This is a genomic window from Parafrankia discariae, assembly GCF_000373365.1.
In the GTDB taxonomy this organism is placed as follows: domain Bacteria; phylum Actinomycetota; class Actinomycetes; order Frankiales; family Frankiaceae; genus Parafrankia; species Parafrankia discariae.
Genome location: NZ_KB891216.1, coordinates 12,822 through 30,755 on the forward strand (window position 1 = coordinate 12,822; position 17,934 = coordinate 30,755).

16 protein-coding genes and 2 riboswitches are annotated in these 17,934 nt (G+C 73.3%); of the genes, 5 read left to right on the forward strand and 11 right to left on the reverse strand.

Features of this window, described 5'->3' with window-relative positions:
- Window positions 1–6 precede the first annotated feature (6 nt).
- The 6 genes from B056_RS0115950 to B056_RS0115975 are packed head-to-tail and all read right to left on the reverse strand — an operon-like array spanning window position 7 to window position 6,890.
- On the reverse strand, window positions 7–1,086 hold the full coding sequence (locus B056_RS0115950) for an LLM class flavin-dependent oxidoreductase (protein ID WP_018502863.1): 1,080 nt from the start codon (window positions 1,084–1,086) through the stop codon (window positions 7–9).
- Complete coding sequence (locus tag B056_RS0115955) at window positions 1,083–2,303, reverse strand: ABC transporter ATP-binding protein (protein ID WP_018502864.1); 1,221 nt, start codon at window positions 2,301–2,303, stop codon at window positions 1,083–1,085. The genes B056_RS0115950 and B056_RS0115955 overlap by 4 nt, the downstream gene beginning before the upstream one ends.
- Window positions 2,300–3,328: an ABC transporter ATP-binding protein gene (locus tag B056_RS0115960; RefSeq protein WP_018502865.1), complete on the reverse strand. Its 1,029-nt coding sequence runs from the start codon at window positions 3,326–3,328 to the stop codon at window positions 2,300–2,302. Before B056_RS0115960 ends, B056_RS0115955 begins: the two co-directional genes overlap by 4 nt.
- Entirely contained in the window at window positions 3,321–4,289 is a 969-nt protein-coding gene (locus B056_RS0115965) for an ABC transporter permease (RefSeq protein WP_020572524.1), read from the reverse strand. The genes B056_RS0115960 and B056_RS0115965 overlap by 8 nt, the downstream gene beginning before the upstream one ends.
- Window positions 4,286–5,326 (reverse strand): ABC transporter permease, encoded by a 1,041-nt coding sequence (locus B056_RS0115970; protein WP_018502867.1) that lies wholly within the window; start codon window positions 5,324–5,326, stop codon window positions 4,286–4,288. Before B056_RS0115970 ends, B056_RS0115965 begins: the two co-directional genes overlap by 4 nt.
- Window positions 5,327–5,354: 28 nt before the next feature.
- Window positions 5,355–6,890, reverse strand: coding sequence for an ABC transporter substrate-binding protein (locus B056_RS0115975; protein ID WP_018502868.1), 1,536 nt, complete (start codon window positions 6,888–6,890; stop codon window positions 5,355–5,357).
- Between the two features lie 737 nt (window positions 6,891–7,627).
- Window positions 7,628–7,716: riboswitch (ZMP/ZTP riboswitch) on the forward strand.
- Between the two features lie 29 nt (window positions 7,717–7,745).
- Between B056_RS0115975 and B056_RS0115980 the strand changes: the two genes are divergently transcribed.
- The 3 genes from B056_RS0115980 (at window position 7,746) to mce (ending at window position 11,222) form a co-directional block, all read left to right on the forward strand.
- Window positions 7,746–9,008, forward strand: a complete 1,263-nt coding sequence (locus tag B056_RS0115980; protein ID WP_026239764.1) for a serine hydroxymethyltransferase — start codon at window positions 7,746–7,748, stop codon at window positions 9,006–9,008.
- A 427-nt stretch (window positions 9,009–9,435) separates the two neighbouring features.
- A riboswitch (cyclic di-AMP (ydaO/yuaA leader) is annotated at window positions 9,436–9,603 on the forward strand.
- Between the two features lie 280 nt (window positions 9,604–9,883).
- A complete protein-coding gene (locus B056_RS0115985) occupies window positions 9,884–10,651 on the forward strand; it encodes a peptidoglycan-binding protein (RefSeq protein ID WP_018502870.1) in 768 nt (255 codons plus the stop codon).
- 145 nt (window positions 10,652–10,796) lie between these two features.
- On the forward strand, window positions 10,797–11,222 hold the full coding sequence (gene mce, locus B056_RS0115990) for a methylmalonyl-CoA epimerase (RefSeq protein ID WP_018502871.1): 426 nt from the start codon (window positions 10,797–10,799) through the stop codon (window positions 11,220–11,222).
- A gap of 127 nt (window positions 11,223–11,349) precedes the next feature.
- On the opposite strand, the gene B056_RS0115995 is transcribed toward mce, so the two are convergent.
- The 4 genes from B056_RS0115995 to B056_RS0116010 all read right to left on the reverse strand — a co-directional run bounded on the left by B056_RS0115995 (window position 11,350) and on the right by B056_RS0116010 (window position 13,746).
- A complete protein-coding gene (locus B056_RS0115995; RefSeq protein WP_026239765.1) occupies window positions 11,350–11,922 on the reverse strand; it encodes an LppP/LprE family lipoprotein in 573 nt (190 codons plus the stop codon).
- A 149-nt stretch (window positions 11,923–12,071) separates the two neighbouring features.
- Complete coding sequence (locus tag B056_RS0116000; RefSeq protein ID WP_230203026.1) at window positions 12,072–12,707, reverse strand: DUF5134 domain-containing protein; 636 nt, start codon at window positions 12,705–12,707, stop codon at window positions 12,072–12,074.
- Window positions 12,708–12,721: 14 nt separating this feature from the next.
- Window positions 12,722–12,955: a hypothetical protein gene (locus B056_RS0116005; protein WP_018502874.1), complete on the reverse strand. Its 234-nt coding sequence runs from the start codon at window positions 12,953–12,955 to the stop codon at window positions 12,722–12,724.
- A 134-nt stretch (window positions 12,956–13,089) separates the two neighbouring features.
- Entirely contained in the window at window positions 13,090–13,746 is a 657-nt protein-coding gene (locus B056_RS0116010) for a response regulator transcription factor (protein WP_018502875.1), read from the reverse strand.
- Window positions 13,747–13,857: 111 nt separating this feature from the next.
- On the opposite strand from B056_RS0116010, the gene B056_RS0116015 reads away from it, so the two are divergent.
- Both B056_RS0116015 and B056_RS0116020 read left to right on the forward strand, forming a co-directional pair.
- On the forward strand, window positions 13,858–15,687 hold the full coding sequence (locus B056_RS0116015; protein WP_018502876.1) for a hypothetical protein: 1,830 nt from the start codon (window positions 13,858–13,860) through the stop codon (window positions 15,685–15,687).
- Window positions 15,678–16,424, forward strand: coding sequence for a response regulator (locus tag B056_RS0116020; protein WP_018502877.1), 747 nt, complete (start codon window positions 15,678–15,680; stop codon window positions 16,422–16,424). Before B056_RS0116015 ends, B056_RS0116020 begins: the two co-directional genes overlap by 10 nt.
- On the opposite strand, the gene B056_RS0116025 is transcribed toward B056_RS0116020, so the two are convergent.
- The gene (locus tag B056_RS0116025; protein WP_018502878.1) at window positions 16,375–17,868 is read right to left on the reverse strand and encodes an aldehyde dehydrogenase family protein; all 1,494 of its coding nucleotides are present in this window, start codon (window positions 17,866–17,868) and stop codon (window positions 16,375–16,377) included. The two genes, B056_RS0116020 and B056_RS0116025, sit on opposite strands and share 50 nt — an antisense overlap.
- Between the last annotated feature and the right edge of the window lie 66 nt (window positions 17,869–17,934).

Genomic DNA, 17,934 nt, shown 5'->3' on the forward strand with positions numbered 1-17,934 from the left:
CCGTCGTCAGGCGGGGGCGCCGACGGTCTCGCGGTCGGCGGTCTGCTCGTGGACGAGGCGGATCAGGGTGCCGTAGTCCCGGGCGTCCTCCAGCGGCGCGAAGCCGCGGATGAGCAGGGTGGACACCCCGACGTTGACGTAGTCGACGAGTGACTCGGCGACCTGCTCGTAGCTGCCGACCAGCGCGGTGGAGTTGCCGACGGCGCCGGTGGCCTTCGCGAGCGCGGTCCACAGCCGCTTGTCGTGCACCTCCGCCTGGTCGGCGTAGCGCAGCAGCCGCTGGCTGCCGACCTGGGCTGCCCCGTCGAGGTTGAACACCTTCTTCAGCTCGCCGATCTGCTGCTGGGTGACCTCCAGGATGTCCGCGGCGCGCTGCCAGGCGGCCTGTTCGGTGTCCGCGGCGATGGGGCGCAGGCTGACACTGAACCGGGGATCGCGGCCGTACGGCGCGGCGGCGGCCCGCACCTCGCGGATCCGCTCGACGATCCCGGCGATCGGCTCGCCCCAGAAGGCGTACACGTCGGCGTGCCTGCCACCGACCCGGACGGCGTCGGCGGACGCGCCACCGAAGTAGATCGGGATGCGGCCGTCGGGCCGGACCGACGAGCGGGCGCCGCGGACCGTGTAGAACTCACCGTCGTAGTCGAACGGCTCGGCCGACTCCCACTCGCGGCGCAGCACGTCCAGGAACTCGTCGGTGCGCCGGTAGCGGGTCACCTTGTCGGTGAGGTCCCCGTCGCGGGCCTGGTCGGCGTCGTCGCCGCCGGTGATGACGTGCAGCGCCACCCGGCCCGGGTGGAAGGCGTCCAGCGTCGCGAACTGGCGGGCCGCGATCGTCGGCGCGGTGAAGCCGGGCCGGTGTGCCAGCAGCACCTTCAGCGTCGTCGTCCGGGACAGGATCTGGTCGGTGACGACGAAGCCGTCGGGCATGGCCGATGTGTGCGCGACGAGCACCCGGTCGAACCCGGCGTCCTCGTGCGTGCGCACCAGGCGCTCCAGGTAGTCCGGGTCGACGGCGGGACCGGACCACGCCTGCGACTCGCTGCCGGCGGAGGTGCTGGCGATGCCGATGAACTCGATGCTCACGCTGGTGACTCCTTCGGGATGGCGGTGGAGCCGGTGACCTGGTCCCGCCAGGTCTCGACGTGGTGGCAGGCCGCGGTCCAGTCGCCGGCCGCCCGGCCGGGGACGGCCTGCCGCGGCGGGGTCTCGGCGCAGGCCTCGGTGGCGAAGCGGCACCGGTGGGCGAACACGCAGCCGCCCGCCGACCGCCGCGCGGCGCCGGTGCCGTCGCGGTCGCCGGTCGGCCGCAGCGACGCCGGGTCGATCCGTTCCTGGCGGCGGATGCTGGGCGCGGAGGCGATCAGCAGCGCGGTGTACGGGTGCCGCGGCCGGCTGAACACGTCCGCGATCGGGCCGTCCTCGACCACCCTGCCGCGGTAGAGCACGACCACCCGGTCGGCGATGCCGGCGAGCGAGCTGAGATCGTGCGAGATCAGGACGATGCCGACCTCGAGCTGGCGGCGCAGCCCGTCGAGCAGCCGCAGGATGTGGTTGCGGTTGGAGGCGTCCAGCGCGCTGACCGGCTCGTCGCACAGCAGCAGCCGGGGACGTCCGATGATCGCGCGTGCGATCGAGGCGCGCTGGCGCTGGCCGCCGGAGATCTGCGCCGGGAGCCGGTCGGCGACGGCCGGGTCGAGGCCGACCTGGCGCAGCGCGTCACTCACCTGCTCGGTCCGGGACGCCCTGGTCCCGGTACCGGTGACCACCAGTCCCTCCGCGATGCTCGCCCCGACGGTGAGGTCCGGGTCGAGGGCGCGCAGCGGGTCCTGGAAGACGAACTGGAGCGCGCCGCCGCGCCGGAACTCCCGCCGGGCCCGGCCGCGTAGCCGGGAGATGTCCTGTCCGTCGAGGAGAACCCGGCCGGCGTCCGGGGAGCCCAGCCCGGCGATCGCCCGGGCCAGGGTCGTCTTGCCGGAGCCGGTCTCGCCGATGACACCGACGATCTCCCCGGCGCGCACGCTCAGGTCCACGTCGTCCAGCACGCGGACCCGACGGCCGCCGCCCGGCCGGGGGAAGGACAGCCCGAGGTCCTCGACCCGCAGCAGCTCCGCCTGCGGCGCCGCCCCGGTGTCGGTGTCGGCGTCGGCGGGGCCGGTGGCGGCGCGGCCGGTGCCCGCGGCGCCGTCACCGGGGCGGCCGGCGGCCACGCGATCGGCGGCCACGCGATCGGCGTCCGCGCGGCCGGTGGCGGCACGACCGCCGTCAGCCAGTTCGGTGTCGGCGAGATCGGTGTTGGTCATACGGCGGCTCCTGCTCCGGTAGCTCCTGCTCCGCTCAGCGCGATCTCGCCGGCCCGGACGCACCGGACGGCCCGCCCGGGCGCCTGCTCGGTCAGCGGCACCGGGCCGGAGCCGCACTCCGGGGCGGCGAAGGCGCACCGGTCCGCGAACCGGCAGCCGCGGATCTCGGCGCCGACCGGCGGCGGCTCGCCGTCGATGACGTCGAGGGTGCGCCGGTCCCAGTCACCGACCGAGGCGACCCGCAGAAGCGCCTCGGTGTACGGGTGGCGCGGGCTGTCGAGCACCTCGGCGGTCGGGCCGGTCTCGACGAGCTCGCCGGCGTAGAACACCAGCACCCGGTCGCAGAGTTCGGCGATGACGGCGAGGTCGTGCGAGACGGCCAGGACGGCCAGCCCGCGCTCGTCACGCAGCCGGGCCAGCAGTTCCAGCACCTCGGCCTGGATGGTGACGTCGAGGGCGGTCGTCGCCTCGTCGGCGACGAGGAGCTCCGGCTCGCCGGAGACCGCGATCGCCAGCACGACCCGCTGCAGCATGCCGCCGGACAGTTCGTGCGGGTACTGGTGGTAGACCCGCTCGGGCTCGTGCAGGCCCATCGCGTCGAACAGCGCCACCGCGGCGGTGCGGGCCTCCCGGCGCGGCTTGCCGACCTTCACCCGCAGCTGCTCGGCGAGCTGGTGGCCGACCGTCTGCGACGGGTTGAGGTAGGAGGCCGGGTCCTGGAACACCGCGGAGATCCGGGTGCCGCGCAGCTGCTCCCAGGCCCGCCGGGGCAGCCCGACCAGCGACGTGCCGGCGAAGTCGATCGTGCCGCCGGTCACCGAGCAGCCGGGCGCGAGCACCCCGAGTACCGACCGGCAGACCAGTGTCTTGCCGCTGCCGGACTCCCCGACGATCCCGACGGCCTCGCCGCGCCGCACCTCGAACGACACGCCGTGGACGGCCTCGGTCCGCCCGCCGCCGATGGAGACCCGGACGCCGTCGACCGTCAGCAGCTGGTCCCCCCGGCCGCTTCCCGACTCAGGCATGGACCCTCTCCTCCTGCTCGGGGATGGCCGCGCCCGGCGCACCCGGGACGGCCGTGGCTCCCGTGCCGGCCGGCACGGCCTCCGGCCGGGGCGCGCGGCGGCCGATCGGATCCACCGCGATGCCCGTGGTGTCCCGGATCGCGTCGGCGATGGCGTTCAGCGAACCGGCGGTCAGCATGATGGCCAGCGCCGGGAGCGCCGGCGCCCACGGCTGCTGGGCCAGGAACCCCAGGTCGCTGGAGAGCATCCCGCCCCAGGTCGGGGCCGGCGGCTTCACCCCGATCCCGAGGAACGACAGCGAGGACACGGCCAGCAGCGCGGCCGCGGACAGCTGCGCGGTGGTGACGGCGACCGTCGGGAGGACCTTCGACCAGATGTGGGTCCGGATGATCCAGCCGCGGGACGCGCCGAGCAGCTCGGCGACCTCGACGTACTGGGCCCGGGTGAAGCCGAGCGCCGCCGCCCGGGTGACCCGGAAGAACAGCGGTGCCAGCAGCACCCCGATGGCGAGCATCGCCTGGTCGCGGCCGTTGCCGATGATCCCGGTCACGGCGATCGCGAAGATGATGTAGGGCAGGGTCATCACCGCGTCCACCAGGCGCTGCGCCACCCATTCGAAGACCCGGCCGAAGACGACCGAGCCCAGTCCCGTCGGCACGCCGAGCAGGAACGCCACCGCGACCGCCTCCGCGGCGCCGACGACCGACCGGCCGGTGGCGTCCATCAGCCGGCTGAGCACGTCCCGGCCGAGGTAGTCGGTGCCGAGCCAGTGCGCCCCGCTCGGGCCGGCCAGCAGGTTGGAGGTGTCCTGGGCGAGCGGGTCGGACGGGGCCAGCGCCCCGCCGGCGAACCCGAGTACGACGACCACCCCGAGGATCGCCAGCGCGATCTTCGTGGACCGCAGCCGCACGGCCCGCCGCAACGGGCCCGCCGCCTTGCGCGTCGCTGCCTTGCGCGTCATTGTTCCTGCCTCTTCGCGTGCGGTGTCAGGCGCAGCAGCGCGGCGTTCACCAGGAGGTTGCAGACCACGACGAGCCCGATCATGGTGATCAGCACGCCCTGGATCACCGGGATGTCGCCCCGGCTCGCCGCCTCCAGCCCGAGCTTGCCCAGGCCCGGCAGGTTGAAGACGGCCTCGGCGACGACCATGGCCCCGATGACCTGGGGGATGTAGTAGCCCAGCAGGGTCAGGGCCGGTCCGGCGGCGTTGCGCAGGGCGTGCCCGAAGACGACCCGCCGTCTCGTCAGGCCGCGGACGTCCGCCCCGATGACGTAGTTCGCCCGCAGCTCCCCGACGAGGGAGGTGCGCAGCTGGCGGGCCAGGCCCGCGGCGGCCTCCACCGAGAGCGCGAACCCCGGCAGGATGGCGAACCGCAACCACTGGCCCGGATCCTCGGTGAACGGCACGTAGCCACCGGAGGGCAGGATCGGGACCGTCACCGCGAACAGCACGATCAGCCCGATGCCGATGACGAACGGCGGCACGGTGGCCACCGCCGAGCACAGCATGGTGACCGCCCGGTCGAACCAGCCGCCGGAGGACAGCGCCGCCCCGATGCCGAGCGCGCCGCCGATCAGGACGGCGAGCAGCACGGAGAGGAGGGCGATCGACACGTTCACCGGCAGCGCCTGGCTGATGCTGTCGGTGACCGGGAGCGTGGTGAAGTAGGACCGCCCGAGGTCGCCGGTGAGGGCGTGGCCGAGCCAGCTGACGTACTGGACGAGGAACGGCCGGTCGAGCCCGAAGTAGTGGTTCATCCGGTCGATGTCCGCCGGGGTCGCGGTCTCGCCGAGCACCTGGGCCGCCGGATTGGTGTCGCTGAGGGCCCCCATCGCGTAGGTGATGAAGGTGGAGAGCAGCACCACCGGGATGCCGACCGACAGCGCGCTGCGCAGCGGCCGGGCGAGCGCCCTGCCCCAACCGGCCCGCCGGCCGGCCGGCGGGTCAGCCGCCGCGCCGGCCGGCTCGACCGCCGGGCTGATCTCGAGTGTCGTCATCTGGAGCCCTCACCGTCGGTGGCTGGCATTACCCGACCCGAACGCCCTCGAAACGCTGCACCGCCAGGTAGCTGCCCAGCTCCGAGACGTTCTTCTTGCGGGCGAGAACGCGCGGCGTGGTGAAGAGGAAGATGTTCGGCATCTTCTCGACCGCGATCTTCGTGGCGGCCCGCAGCACCGTCGGGTACGACGGGTCGTCCAGCGGGGTCTCCCGCACCTTCTGCAGCGCCGCGGTCAGTTCCGGGGGCGTCTGCCGGCCGGGGTTCATCAGACCCTGGTCGCCGAACAGCACCTGGAACGCCTGGACGGCCGAGTCACGACCGGCGAAGCCGTCCGTGGCGAACGCCCGCGAGTGCTGGATGTACATGATCTGGGTGGCCTGCGCCGCCGGGATCGTCTCGATGGTGATCTTCACGCCGACCTTGGCGAGCTGGGCCTGCACCTGCTCGGCGAGCGCGGAGCTGGCGCCCGTGGTGGTCAGCGGCACCTCGACGCCGTCCGGGTGACCGGCCTCGGCGAGCAGCTTCTTCGCCTTCTCCGGGTCGTACGGGAAGGCGTTGTCCAGGCTCGGCTCGTGGCCGACGTAGCCCGGCGGGAACGGCTGGTAGTTGACCACACCGAGCCCGAAGGTCTGGGTGTCGGCGAGCGCCTTGCGGTCGAGGGCGTGCTTGAACGCCTCGACGACCTTCGGGTTGTCGAACGGCTTCATCGTGATGTTCACGTCGAGAACCGTCGTCACCAGCGAGGGGATGACCTGCACCTCGAGGCCGGCGGCCTTCGCCGCCTCGACCTGGCTGCCCGGGATCTGGGCGACGTCGAGCCGCCCGGACTGCAGCGCCGGGACCGCCGTCGCCGCCTCCGGCGCCGGGTACAGCTCGAAGGCGTCGAGGTGGATGTTCGCCTTGTCCCAGTACTCGGGGAACCGGACGAGCTTCGCCGACTGGTTCGGCACGTACTCCGTGAGCCGGAACGGCCCGGCCCCGACCGGCTTGAGGGCCAGCCCCTTGGCGTCCTTCTCGAAGGCGGTCGGGCTGACGATCATGCCGGTCTTGCCGGCGAGCAGGCTCGGGATCTGGTAGTCGACGGAGGCCAGTCCGATGGTGACGGTCCGGGCGTCGTCGTCCGCGGCCAACGTCTTCACGTTGGCCAGCTGCGCGGCGACGAGCGACCCGGCGAAGTCCCGGCCCCGGGCGAGGCTCTTGCTGACCGCGGTGGCGTTGAGCGGCGTGCCGTCACTGAAGGTCAGGCCGGCCCGCAGGTTGAAGGTGACCTGGGTGCCGTCCTCGTTGTACTTCCACGACTCGGCCAGCGCCGGTACCGGGTTGCCCTTCTCGTCCAGCTTGGTGAGGGCGGCGTAGGCCAGCGAGAGCGCGTGCACGTCCCAGCCCGCGGACGAGGTCACCGGGTCCCAGGAGGTGACCTCCGACCAGCCCCAGCGCAACGTCCCGCCCTCCTTGCCGGCGGACGAGACCGAACCACTGTCACCGCCGCCGCAGGCGGCGAGCAGCAGGGAGGAGCCAGCGAGTGCGCCGAGACCCAGGAAGCCACGGCGGCCCATCAGCATCGAATCGGCTCGGAGAGGTGCGTTCACGGGGGACGGTCGTCCTTTCACGGAAAACGTGGGCAGGCGGAATGACGGGCGTGGCCCGTCGTGACACGTGGGCAGGCCGCGATCAGCGGTCGCCGACGTGGTGAACTCAGGGCTCCGCCCGGGACATGTCTTCGGTAGACATGGACAGGAGGACGGAAGTGGAGAACGAGAGTGGGACACGTGGTCGGTGGCGCGGGGCACCGGAAAGTCGGCCGGGGCGGTCACGGTCACCTGGCACGGTCAGACTGCGGTCGGTATCTCCGGCTGGAGCCTTTCCGCCGAAGTGGTCGGTACGGAGGGGAGAATGTCAGCGACAGAGCGCGCTGGACGTCCGCCGGTAGTCCACGTAGCGACACGCCACGGGAAGGAATCTCGACCGCATAGGTGGACAATGCCCGATTGGCCGGGCCGGCGTCAACACCTGATCAGGGGCGATAGCCTTCGCCCGGACATCTCACATCCCAACTGTCTTGTATGTCCGAATCAAGAGTTTTCTTTTGGATGGCAGGCTTTCGGGCGCCCTCCGCGACCGCGACGGAGCGATCTCGGTGACTTCAACCGCCCTTCCGACTGCCATCCGTGACGAATTCGAACGACTGGACGTGACGAACGTCACCATTGCCGCGGGTGGTGTCGGCACCGTTCCGACCGACGCGTCCACCCCTGATCACCTGACGGTGTCCAGCGGGACCGAGCCACTACGATGTCGGGCGAAGGGTCGTGACTGGCGCGCTCGGGTGGAAGCAACCACCGGGAAGCGACGAAGCTGCTGGCGGCGCCGTGCGCCTGGGTGCCTCCGAGTAGACGTCTGTCCGCGTGGAGGTCCACATGCACGAGCCCGCGATGACCAACCTGTCCGCCGCCGACCCCGAGATCGGCGGCCTCGTCGAGGCCGAGGCCCGGCGCCAGTACGAGAAGATCCGCCTGATCGCGTCCGAGAACTACGTCTCCACCGCGGTGCTGGAGGCGTCCGGCTCGGTGCTGACGAACAAGTACTCCGAGGGCTACCCCGGCAAGCGCTACTACGAGGGTCAGCAGGTCATCGACCCGATCGAGACGCTGGCGATCGACCGGGCGAAGTCGCTGTTCGGCGTCGAGCACGCGAACGTCCAGCCGTACTCCGGGTCCCCCGCCAACCTCGCGGTCTACCTGGCCTTCCTGCAGCCCGGCGACCCGGTGATGGGCATGGGCCTGCCCTCGGGCGGCCACCTTACCCACGGCTGGACGGTGTCGGCGACCGGCCGCTGGTTCCGCGGGGTCCGCTACGGGGTCCGCCAGGACACCGGGCGGGTCGACCTGGACGAGGTCCGCGACCTCGCCCTCGAACACCGACCGAAGGTGATCTTCTGCGGTGGGACGGCGATCCCCCGCACCATCGACTTCCCCGGGTTCGCGGCGATCGCCCGCGAGATCGACGCCGTGCTCGTCGCGGACATCTCCCACATCGCCGGGCTGATCGCCGGTGGCGCCCACCCGTCGCCGGTCGGGCACGCTCCCGTCATCACGACCACCACGCACAAGACGCTGCGCGGCCCGCGCGGCGCCATGATCATGTCGGACGGCACGCACGCCGCGGCGCTGGACAAGGCTGTTTTCCCCGGCCTCCAGGGCGGCCCGCACAACCACACCACCGCCGCCGTCGCGGTCGCTCTTCGGGAGGCCGCGACACCGGATTTCCGGGAGTACGCGCACCGGGTCGTCGCGAATGCGAAGGCGCTCGCCGAGGCGCTTTCCGGGCGCGGCTTCGACCTCATCACCGGCGGCACCGACAACCATCTCATTCTCATTGACCTGACGAGCCGCGGAGTCGCCGGAAAGCCGGCCGCGAAGGCGCTCGACCGGGCCGGTATCGAGCTGAACTACAACACGGTTCCCTTCGACCCGCGCAAGCCGTTCGACCCGTCCGGGGTGCGCCTGGGAACCGCCGCGATCACGACCCGCGGGCTGCGCCCGGAGCAGATGCCCGCCCTCGCCGCCTGGATCGACGAGGCCGTCAAGGCCGCCGGTGACGCGGACGAGGCGACCATCGAGCGGATCTCGGGCGAGGTCAGGGACCTCATGTCGGCCTACCCGATGCCCGGCTGGGTCTGACCGACCGGCCGGTGGCACCGGTCGGCGGCACCGCCCACCGGCCCGCACCAGCACAGCAGACACACAGGCACATCCTCGGCCCGGGCGCCCACGCAGACGCCCGGGCCGAGGCGTGCCCGGACCCGCTCCTCCCACTCCCCCACCGCCCCCACCGCGCCACTCCCCGCCGTGCCACTCCCCGCCGTGCCGGTCGCCGTCCGCGCCGGGTGCGACGACGTCCGGACGGAGACCCGCTCCGCAGCGTCGCCGGTTACTGAACGGAGTGTCTCAATCTCGAATCTGTGTGCGCATCGTGACAAGGGTGCGCCGTCAGAACAGGAAAATTAGTACTTGCGACTACCCTTAGTAGTTCGTTACGGTGTCCTGGCTCGCAGCAAGCGACGGGCCGTACGCCGAGTTCTGCCCTAGGCCCGTCGTCCCCTCCTAGCGATCAACAGGGCAGAAGCGGGGGAACCACGTTCCTCCGGACGGCCACCCACGCACCGGCGGCCGTCCTCGGGGTGAAGTCGAACGCGCCGTGAACACGCTGGCGCGCCCGACCGGGCTTCCCGGCCCGAACCCGACAGCTAACCTCGCAGGCGTACGGGAAGGATCACCGTCGTGTACGCACGCATGTCTGGATCATCCAGGCGGGCCTTTCACCCGTCCCTCGGGCAGCCGCCGTGGCCGCACAGTGCCCGCATCCCGGGGTTGACGCAGGAAATCTAGACCCACCCAGGTCCGGAATACTTTTACGCCGACAGAACGCCGGCGCACTGAACCATGCTTCCCTCGCCGGGCGAATCGTTGCCGTAACTTTTTGATCCGTATACGGATCAATTCCCCATCCGGACATTCAGAAGCTCTGTTCTTCAAAGCAGAAACGAGATTCTTAGATGTCGCATGGAAAGCACCGCCTGTCCAGCCGTCCGAACACCTCCGCACGGCGGCGCGGGCGTGGGCGCGCCGCCGTGGTCACCGCGGCGAGCGTCATCGGCGCGTCAGCGGGCCTGATGTTCACCGCGGGACCGGCGAGCGCGGCCACCGTCTCCGACGTCACCATCGCGCAGGCGGCGCAGAACGCGGGCCTGCCCTCCTGCCGCGGGATTCCGCTGAGCACCTGGGTCGCGGTCGCGCTGGCCGAGTCGGGCGGCAACACGACGGCCCACGCGACGGTGGGTGAGGACTCCCGCGGCCTCTGGCAGATCAACATGCGCGCGCACGCGAGCTGGGTCGGCAGCCGCGACCTCTACGACCCGAACGTGAACGCCTGGGCCGCGCGGCAGGTGTGCGCCAGCCAGGGCATCGGCGCCTGGAGCGCCTACAAGAACGGCATGCACGTGAAGTACCTGTCCCGTGGCGCCGCGGCGGCCGCCGCGGTGAGCGGCGGCGCCGCCCGGACGATCTCGACCGTCGCGCCGGCCGCGGCGAGCGCGCCGGCACCGGCGACCGCCAGCTCGGGCTACATGCGGCTCGGGGTCGCCGGCGTCCGCTGGGACGTGGCGCTGGTGCAGAAGCGGCTCGCCGACATCGGCTACCCGATCACCATCGACGGCCGGTTCGGTCCGCAGACCAACCACATGGTCGTCGACTTCCAGAAGAAGAACGGTCTCGTCCCGGACGGCGTCGTGGGCCCGCTGACCCACGACAAGCTGTTCGGCTGATCCGCGCCGGGCGTGGCCGACACGCCCGACCGGACCGGCCCGGCGCTTCGGTGGACCGCCGGGCCGGTTCCGGGCAGGCTCGGAGGTTGGCCCACCAGGCAGGACGCGACCAGGGCCGACCGTCCACGACGCAGGAGCGATTTTTGTGCTGACCAGGATCGACCATGTCGGAATCGCCGTCGCCTCGCTGGAGGAGGCCATCCCCCGGTATGAGGCGGCGTTCGGCCTGAAGGTCGCGCATCAGGAGACGAACGAGGCGCAGGGCGTGCGCGAGGCGATGCTGCTGGTGCACGACGGCGACACGGGCGGTTCCTACGTCCAGCTACTGGAACCGGTGCGCCCGGACAGCCCGGTCGGCAAGTTCCTGACGAAGAAGGGCCCCGGCATCCACCACATCGCCTACGGGGTGGCGGACATCGACGCGGCGCTGGCGGCGCTCACCGTCACCGGGTTCGACCTGGTCAACAAGACCCCGGTGCACGGGACGTCCGGCAGCCGGATCGCGTTCATGCACCCGAAGGGCCTCGGCGGGGTGCTCACCGAGCTGGTCGAGGCGGCCGAGGGCCACTGATCCGCGGATCGGTGGCTCCGCCGGATCGGCGGGTGCGCCGATCCGGCGGGCGTGTGAACCCGCCGGATCGGCGGTGTGACCACCGCGGCCGGGTCCCGGGTTCAGCCCCGGGACCCGGCGTCGGTGGTCAGCGGCGGCTCTCGGCGGCGGACCACTGGCTGGTCGGGATCGGGTCGAGCGGCACGACCGCCGAGCCGTTCCACCGGAACCGTACGGTCGCCGCGCCCGCGCTCGGGCAGCACATCGGGTCCGCCGGACGGTACAGGTCGTACTGCAGCGCCACCACCTCGCTGGTCGACCACACCCACCGCACGCCCGCGCCGGCGACGGCGTCCGTCCCGACGAACCGGCCGCGGTGGAAGAGGAACGCCTGCTGCGGATGGCCGTCCACCGAGGTGGCGAGCCGGCCGACGATCACGCTGAGATTGTGGGTGGGCTCGTAACCGTCGGTGGTGATCGGTATGTAGCCACGGCCGCGGACCAGGCTCGCGGCCTCCGCCAGGCTCAGCGAACCGGCCGCGCCGGCCGAGCCCCCCGAACCGGCCGAGCCCCCCGAACCGGCCGAGCTCACCGCGGCCCCCGATGTGGCGGGTGGGGACGATGGCACCGTGGTCGGCGCGGCGGACGCGGACAGCGACGACGCCACCCCGCCCAACATGACCGCGGCGGCAAGCACGGAGATGAACACGACTCGACGCATGGCGACCGCCCCCTCTTTGGGCCTCGTGTCTGCCGGCCGGATATCTGCCGACCGGCCGACCGTAGGCGCACTTCGGGCCCGCCGCCTGCTCCGTGAGCGGAATGCGCGGTTTCGGAGCAGGTCACCCCGGGGGGTACGGGAGCGGGAGATCAGGTACGGGCGAGGAGCATCAGGATCATTCCCCCCGACATGACGAGTCGGGAGCCACGCGGGACGACCGGCTCCGGGAAGATCCCGATCAGTCGGGCCGCCAGCTCACGCACGGGCGGGCGGGCCGGCGGCGCGGCGAACCGGCGCGCCGGCAGGCCGGCCAGCGCCACCAGGGCCGCCCCGCCGAAGACGACGACGCACCAGACGCCGATCGCCCCGTCGGTGCGCAGCGGCCACCCGGCGACACTGGCCGCCCCGGACATGCACGCCATCGCGGCCGCCTCGACGACGAGAAGCGCACAGCAGGACCACATGCCCGGCGCGCTGCACCGGGGGTGGGCGACGAGCCCGACCAGCAGGGCCACCGTCAGCGCCAGGTACAGGGCGAGGAACGGCCAGGAGCCGACGAGCCGGCCGGGGCCGGTGAACATGACCGCCATCCCCGCCGCGACCAGCACGTGCCCGCCCTCGATCCAGCCGTCCACTGCGGACGCGTGCGTATGCGGCCCGCCCGCCGCCACCGGGCGACGGAACAGGGCCCGCATCCGCCACAGGTGGATCACCGCGACGAGGATGGAGGCCACGCCGGCGGCGAGGGCCAGCGGACCGGCCAGCGGAACCAGGCCCGCGGCCACCGGGTGGCGGTGGGTCACCCCCCAGCGGCGAGCTCGGCGGCCACCAGGGAGCTGATGCGGCCCGCCCGGGCCTCGTCGACGATGACTTCCAGCTGTTCGATGCTCATCTGGATCCGCTGGCCGAAGTCGTCGGTGAGGACGACCCGGCGGTCGGCCGCGGCGTCATGGTCGATGTAGAGCTCCGGGCAGCCGCAGCTGCACTTCCCGCAGAACGTGATGACGCGATTCAGGGCGTCCGACCCGCTCATGGCACCTCGCACGACGACGGTAAGATCATCTGAGTGTAAGCGGTCGAGCCCGCCGAGCCGACCGAATCCGCCCACCATCACGCCGCCGGCCGGGCGGCGCGGCGGAGCCGCCACGTCGCCCGGCCGGGGCCGGCTCAGCCGTGGCGCGCGGCGTCCGCCCAGGCCAGCACGGCGAGCACCCGGCGGTTCTCGGTGGGCTCCGGGCGCAGCTCCAGCTTGGCGAAGATGCTCGCGATGTGGGATTCGACCGTCTTCGGGCTCAGGTGCACCCGCTGGGCGATCCCACTGTTCGACAGGCCCTGGGCCATCAGTTCGAGGATGCGACGCTCACGCTCCGACAGCCCGCTCAGGCGCTGCGACTGCGGGTAGCCGGCGAGCAGCCGCGCGGCGATGTGCGAGTCGATGACCGGCTGCCCCTCGCAGAGCCGCTCGAGGGTGTCCTTCAGGGCCTGCCGGTTGGTGATGTTGTCCTTGCGCATGTAGCCGATACCGGCGGCGCCGCCGGCGAACAGGTCGGCGGCGAACGGGTCGTCGTCGTGCGCGGTGACCACCAGCACGCCCATCGACGGATGCGCCCGCCGCAGCGCACGGGCGGTCAGCAGCCCCTCGTTCGTCCTGGTGGGGGGCATCCGCATGTCGACGATCGCGACGTCGGGCGGGGCGTCCCGCACGACGGCGAGCAGTTCCGTCCCGGTCGGCACGGAGGCGGTGACCTCCACCCCGATCGTCGCCAGCAGGACGCTGAGCGCCTCCCGGATGAGCCCACTGTCCTCGGCGATCGCAACACGCACACCGGATCTTCTCACGCTCCCCGGACGGCCCTGTCACACACCGGGATAACCCGCGCCAGTTCCGGGGGACATCCGGTAGGAACCGCGCGATCACTCGGGTAGACCTGACGGATGCCGGTCGGCTCCGGGCGTTCCGCGACGGCGCGGCTCGCCGCCTCGACGACGGCCACGACGCTGCTCGTGGCCGCGGCGGCCGTTGCCGCCGGCTGGCCGTACTGGGCGGACCACCCCCTCGCCGCCGTCCCGAACGTCGGCGTGGCGGTGGCACTGGTCGTGGCCGGCCTGCTGCTGTGCGGTGACCCGGCGTCGTGGCGGTGCGGGGCGCTGCTGGCCCTCGGCGGCCTGTGCTGTCCGCTCACCTGGCTGATGAGCTGGGACACCGGGCCGCTGCCGCTGATCGCCGTCCTCGGTCAGTCCGCCTACTGGATGGTCTACGCCTGGGGGCTGCTGCTCTACCCGGGGAACACCCTGCGCGGCCGGGCCGACCGGTGGTGGGTCACGGCCACGGCGGTGATCCTGCTGGGCGGGCAGGCGCTGACGGTCGTCATCTCCCGGCCGTCCTGGAACGGGTTCACCGACGGCGTGCTGTGGCCCGCGCCGCTGCTGGTCGGCCGGGGCCGTTTCGAGGCGGTGCTGGACGTCCTGCTGGTGCTCTACGTGCTGGTCCCGGCCGCGTTCGTGCTGCTGGCGGTCGTCCGGATCCGGGCGGCGCGCGGCCTGGAGCGGATGGTCGCCGGCCCGGTGCTGCTCTCGGCGGGCTTCGTGGCGCTGGTCGCCGCGGTGACCTACCCGGGCCTGATGGCCGAGCCGGAGCTGGGCCGCATCGAGGACGCGGTCGCGCTGCAGGGGGCCGCCTCGATCGTCGCCCCCGTCGTGCTGCTCGCCGTCGGCGCCCACCGCCGGCTGCTGCTGGCGACGACCGCCGACCGGCTCGGGCGGGAGATCGGGTCACCGACGCCGGCCTCGGTGCGGGCGGCGCTGCGGACCGTGCTGCGCGACCCGACCCTCGAGGTCTACTACCGACAGCCGGACACGGAGGTGTTCGTGGATCTGCACGGCCGGGTGGTGGAGCTCCCCCCGGAGGACCACCGGGGGGAACGGGAGGACCGGGGGAGGCGGGAGGACCGGTCGGGCCCGGGGCGGCGCTGGTACGTCCCGGTGCGGCCGGTGGCCGGCGCCCCGGGGAGCGTCCCGGGCCCGGTCGCGGTCCTGAGCGTCGATCCCGTCCTGCGCCGCCACCGGCCGCAGGTGGCGGCGGCGGTGGTGGCGGCGGCCACGGTGCTGGAGCAGGCGCGGGCGCAGAGCCGCCTGCGCGCGCAGCTCGTCCGCCTGGGCGAGACGCGCCGGCGGGCCGCGCGCGTCCAGGCCCGCGAGTGGGCGCTCGTCGGGCGGGAGCTGGACGACGGCGTCCGCCGGCGCCTGGCCGAGCTCGCCGCGGCGGCGGGGGACGTCGCCCGGACGGTGTCCGAGCCGGCCACCGCGCGGGCCCTGGCGGAGATCGGCGCAGGGTTGCGCGCGGCGCACGGCGAGCTCGCGGACATCGTCCGGCCGGGGCATCCCGCCGTCCTGGAGCGGGACGGCCTGCTCCCGGCGCTGGAGAGTCTCGCCGCGGCGCTGGGGCTGTGCGGGCAGAACCTGCTGTGGGTGCCCGCCGGCCGCTTCGACGTGACGGCCGAGCGGGCGATGTACGCGGCGCTCGCCGCGGCGTTGCGCACCATCGCCGCCGCGACCGCGACCGGGGCCGCGACCGGGGCCGGGGCCGCCCGGGTCGAGGTGCGTGCCGAGGGCGCGATGCTCGTCGGCGAGATCACCTCGGCGGTGCCGGTGGCCGGCGGGGTGCGGGCCGCCGCCGACCACGCCCGGGCGCTGGGCGGTTCGGTCGCCGTCCACGGTGTCGCCGGCGGCACCACGACGACCCGGGTGACGGTCCCGTGCGGGTAGCGGTCGCCGACGACAGCCCGCACTTCCGCACGGGCCTGCGGGCGCTGCTGACCAGCCTCGACGTGGACGTCGTCGCCGTGGTGGAGCGCGGCGCCGACCTGGTCTCGGTGGTGCTGGCCGCACCCGCCACCGCCCCGGTGGACGTCGCCCTGGTGGACATGCGGATGCCGCCCACCGGCACCGACGAGGGGCTGCGCACCGCGCGGCGGATCAAGGCGTTCCGCCCGGACACGGCGGTGCTGGTGTTCTCCGCCGACGACGAGGCCCCCTATGCCGCCGAACTGCTCGGTGCGGCGTTGCCGGGAACCGGCTACGCGCTCAAGTCCAACATCACCCGGCGCGACGTCCTGCGCTCGACGCTGAGCCGGCTGGTGCGGGGCGAGATCGTCGTCGACGGTGACGTCGCCCGCCGGCTGGCGACCCGGCCCGAGCGCGCGCCGGACCTGCTCCGGCTGGACGAGCGGGAACGCGCGGCGCTGGTGCTGGCGCTGCGCGGGCAGCCGGTCGAGGCCGCCGCGCTGGCGGGCCTGCGGGCGAAGCTGGGGCTGCCGGCCGGCCCCGACCTCACCCGCCGGCTGCTCACCTGGCTGCTCGCGCCAGTCGCCAGCCCAGCCCCAGTCCCGGCCCCCGGCCCTCGTCCGAGCCCCGGGGCTGGGCCGAGCCCCGGGGCTGGGCCCCAGCCCCGGGCTAGCTCTCCCCCGCCCCGTGACCCCCCGCGGCGTGCCGGAGCCGGATGAGGCACCGCAGCACCGTGGACGTCCCCGGGGCGGGCCGGTACCGGGCCGCGTTGACCCAGGGCAGGCCCACCCGCCGGATGGCCACCGAGCGCGGCCGGGCGAACTCGCGCAGGCCGGCGGCACCATGGACCCGGCCGAACCCGCTGTCGCCGCTCCCGCCGAACGGCAGCGCCGGGATCGCGGCGAACGACAGCACCGCGTTGACCGAGACCATCCCGGCGTCCAGGCGCGCGGCGATCCGTTCGCCGTGGGCCCGGGAGAACACAGCCGCGCCCAGGCCGTAGGCGGTGCCGTTCGCCAGGGCGACGGCCTCGTCGACGTCGGCGACGGTGCGCACGGTCATCGTCGGCCCGAAGGTCTCCTCGCGCACGGCCGCGCTGTCCTCGGGGACGTCCACGAGCACGATCGGGTCGATGTACCGCGGGCGCACCGACTCCGGGCCGCCGAGCAGCGCCGACCCGCCGCGGGCGAGCGCGTCGTCGACGTGGCGGCGGACCACCTCGCTCTGCCGGGACAGCGTCATCGGGCCGTAGGCGGCGCCGGCGTCCGACCCGGGCCGGACGTCGGCGAGGACCCGGCGCAGCTGGGTGAGGAAGGCGTCCCGGACGCCGGCGACGACGTAGACCCGCTCCACCCCGGCGCAGGTCTGGCCGGCGTTCGCCGTGGCCCCCCAGGCCACCGCGCGCGCCGCGGCGGCCAGGTCGGCGTCCGGCGCGACGATCGCCGCGTCCTTGCCGCCGCACTCGACGACGACGGGGGTCAGGGTCTCGGCGCAGGTGGCCATGACCCGCCGTGCCGTCGCCGCCGAACCGGTGAAGGCGATCTTGTCGACACCGGCCGCGCACAGCGCCGCTCCGGTCTCGGCGAGCCCGGTCACCGTGGTGAAAACACCGGGGGGCAGGTCCGGGTTCGCGGCGGCGAACGTCTCGGCCAGGCGCACACCGAGGGCGGGCGTGAGCTCGCTGGGTTTGAACACGACGGTGTTGCCCGCGGCCAGCGCGTAGGCGATGGACCCCATCGGGGTCAGGATCGGGTAGTTCCACGGCCCGATCACGCCGACCACGCCGTAGGGCAGGTGGTCGACACGGGCGTGGTGGTTGGCCAGCACGAGCCCGGTGCGGACCCGCCGGGTGCGCAGGACGCGGTGTGCGTTGCGCGCCGCCCAGCGCAGGTGTTCGCAGGTCAGCAGGAGCTCGAGCCGGCAGTCGGCCTCCGGTTTCCCGTTCTCCAGGCGCATGAGTTCGATCAGGTCGCGGTCATGGGCGGCGAGGTGGGCGTTCCAGCGCAGCAGGGCGGCGCGGCGGCCCGCGAAGCCCGCGGCCCGCCACGCCCCGGCGGCGGCCCGGGCCGCCCGCACGCTCACCGCGACGTCGTCGGCGGACATGGCCAGGTAGGTCCCGATGACCTCGTCCGTCGCCGGATTGCGTGTCTCGAACTTCGTCATCCCAACCACCGTCCCGTCCCGCCTTCTCACCCGCCTGGCACCGGAACGACCCCGTCTGGCGCCGGC

Bases quoted from the DNA above. Each gene is read 5' to 3' on its own strand.
- B056_RS0115955 (WP_018502864.1), bottom strand. From the start codon at position 2,303: ATGACCAACACCGATCTCGCCGACACCGAACTGGCTGACGGCGGTCGT.
- B056_RS0115960 (WP_018502865.1), bottom strand. From the start codon at position 3,328: ATGCCTGAGTCGGGAAGCGGCCGGGGGGACCAGCTGCTGACGGTCGAC.
- B056_RS0115965 (WP_020572524.1), bottom strand. From the start codon at position 4,289: ATGACGCGCAAGGCAGCGACGCGCAAGGCGGCGGGCCCGTTGCGGCGG.
- B056_RS0115970 (WP_018502867.1), bottom strand. From the start codon at position 5,326: ATGACGACACTCGAGATCAGCCCGGCGGTCGAGCCGGCCGGCGCGGCG.
- B056_RS0115975 (WP_018502868.1), bottom strand. From the start codon at position 6,890: ATGCTGATGGGCCGCCGTGGCTTCCTGGGTCTCGGCGCACTCGCTGGC.
- B056_RS0115980 (WP_026239764.1), top strand. From the start codon at position 7,746: ATGCACGAGCCCGCGATGACCAACCTGTCCGCCGCCGACCCCGAGATC.
- B056_RS0115985 (WP_018502870.1), top strand. From the start codon at position 9,884: ATGTCGCATGGAAAGCACCGCCTGTCCAGCCGTCCGAACACCTCCGCA.
- B056_RS0115995 (WP_026239765.1), bottom strand. From the start codon at position 11,922: ATGCGTCGAGTCGTGTTCATCTCCGTGCTTGCCGCCGCGGTCATGTTG.
- B056_RS0116005 (WP_018502874.1), bottom strand. From the start codon at position 12,955: ATGAGCGGGTCGGACGCCCTGAATCGCGTCATCACGTTCTGCGGGAAG.
- B056_RS0116015 (WP_018502876.1), top strand. From the start codon at position 13,858: ATGCCGGTCGGCTCCGGGCGTTCCGCGACGGCGCGGCTCGCCGCCTCG.
- B056_RS0116025 (WP_018502878.1), bottom strand. From the start codon at position 17,868: ATGACGAAGTTCGAGACACGCAATCCGGCGACGGACGAGGTCATCGGG.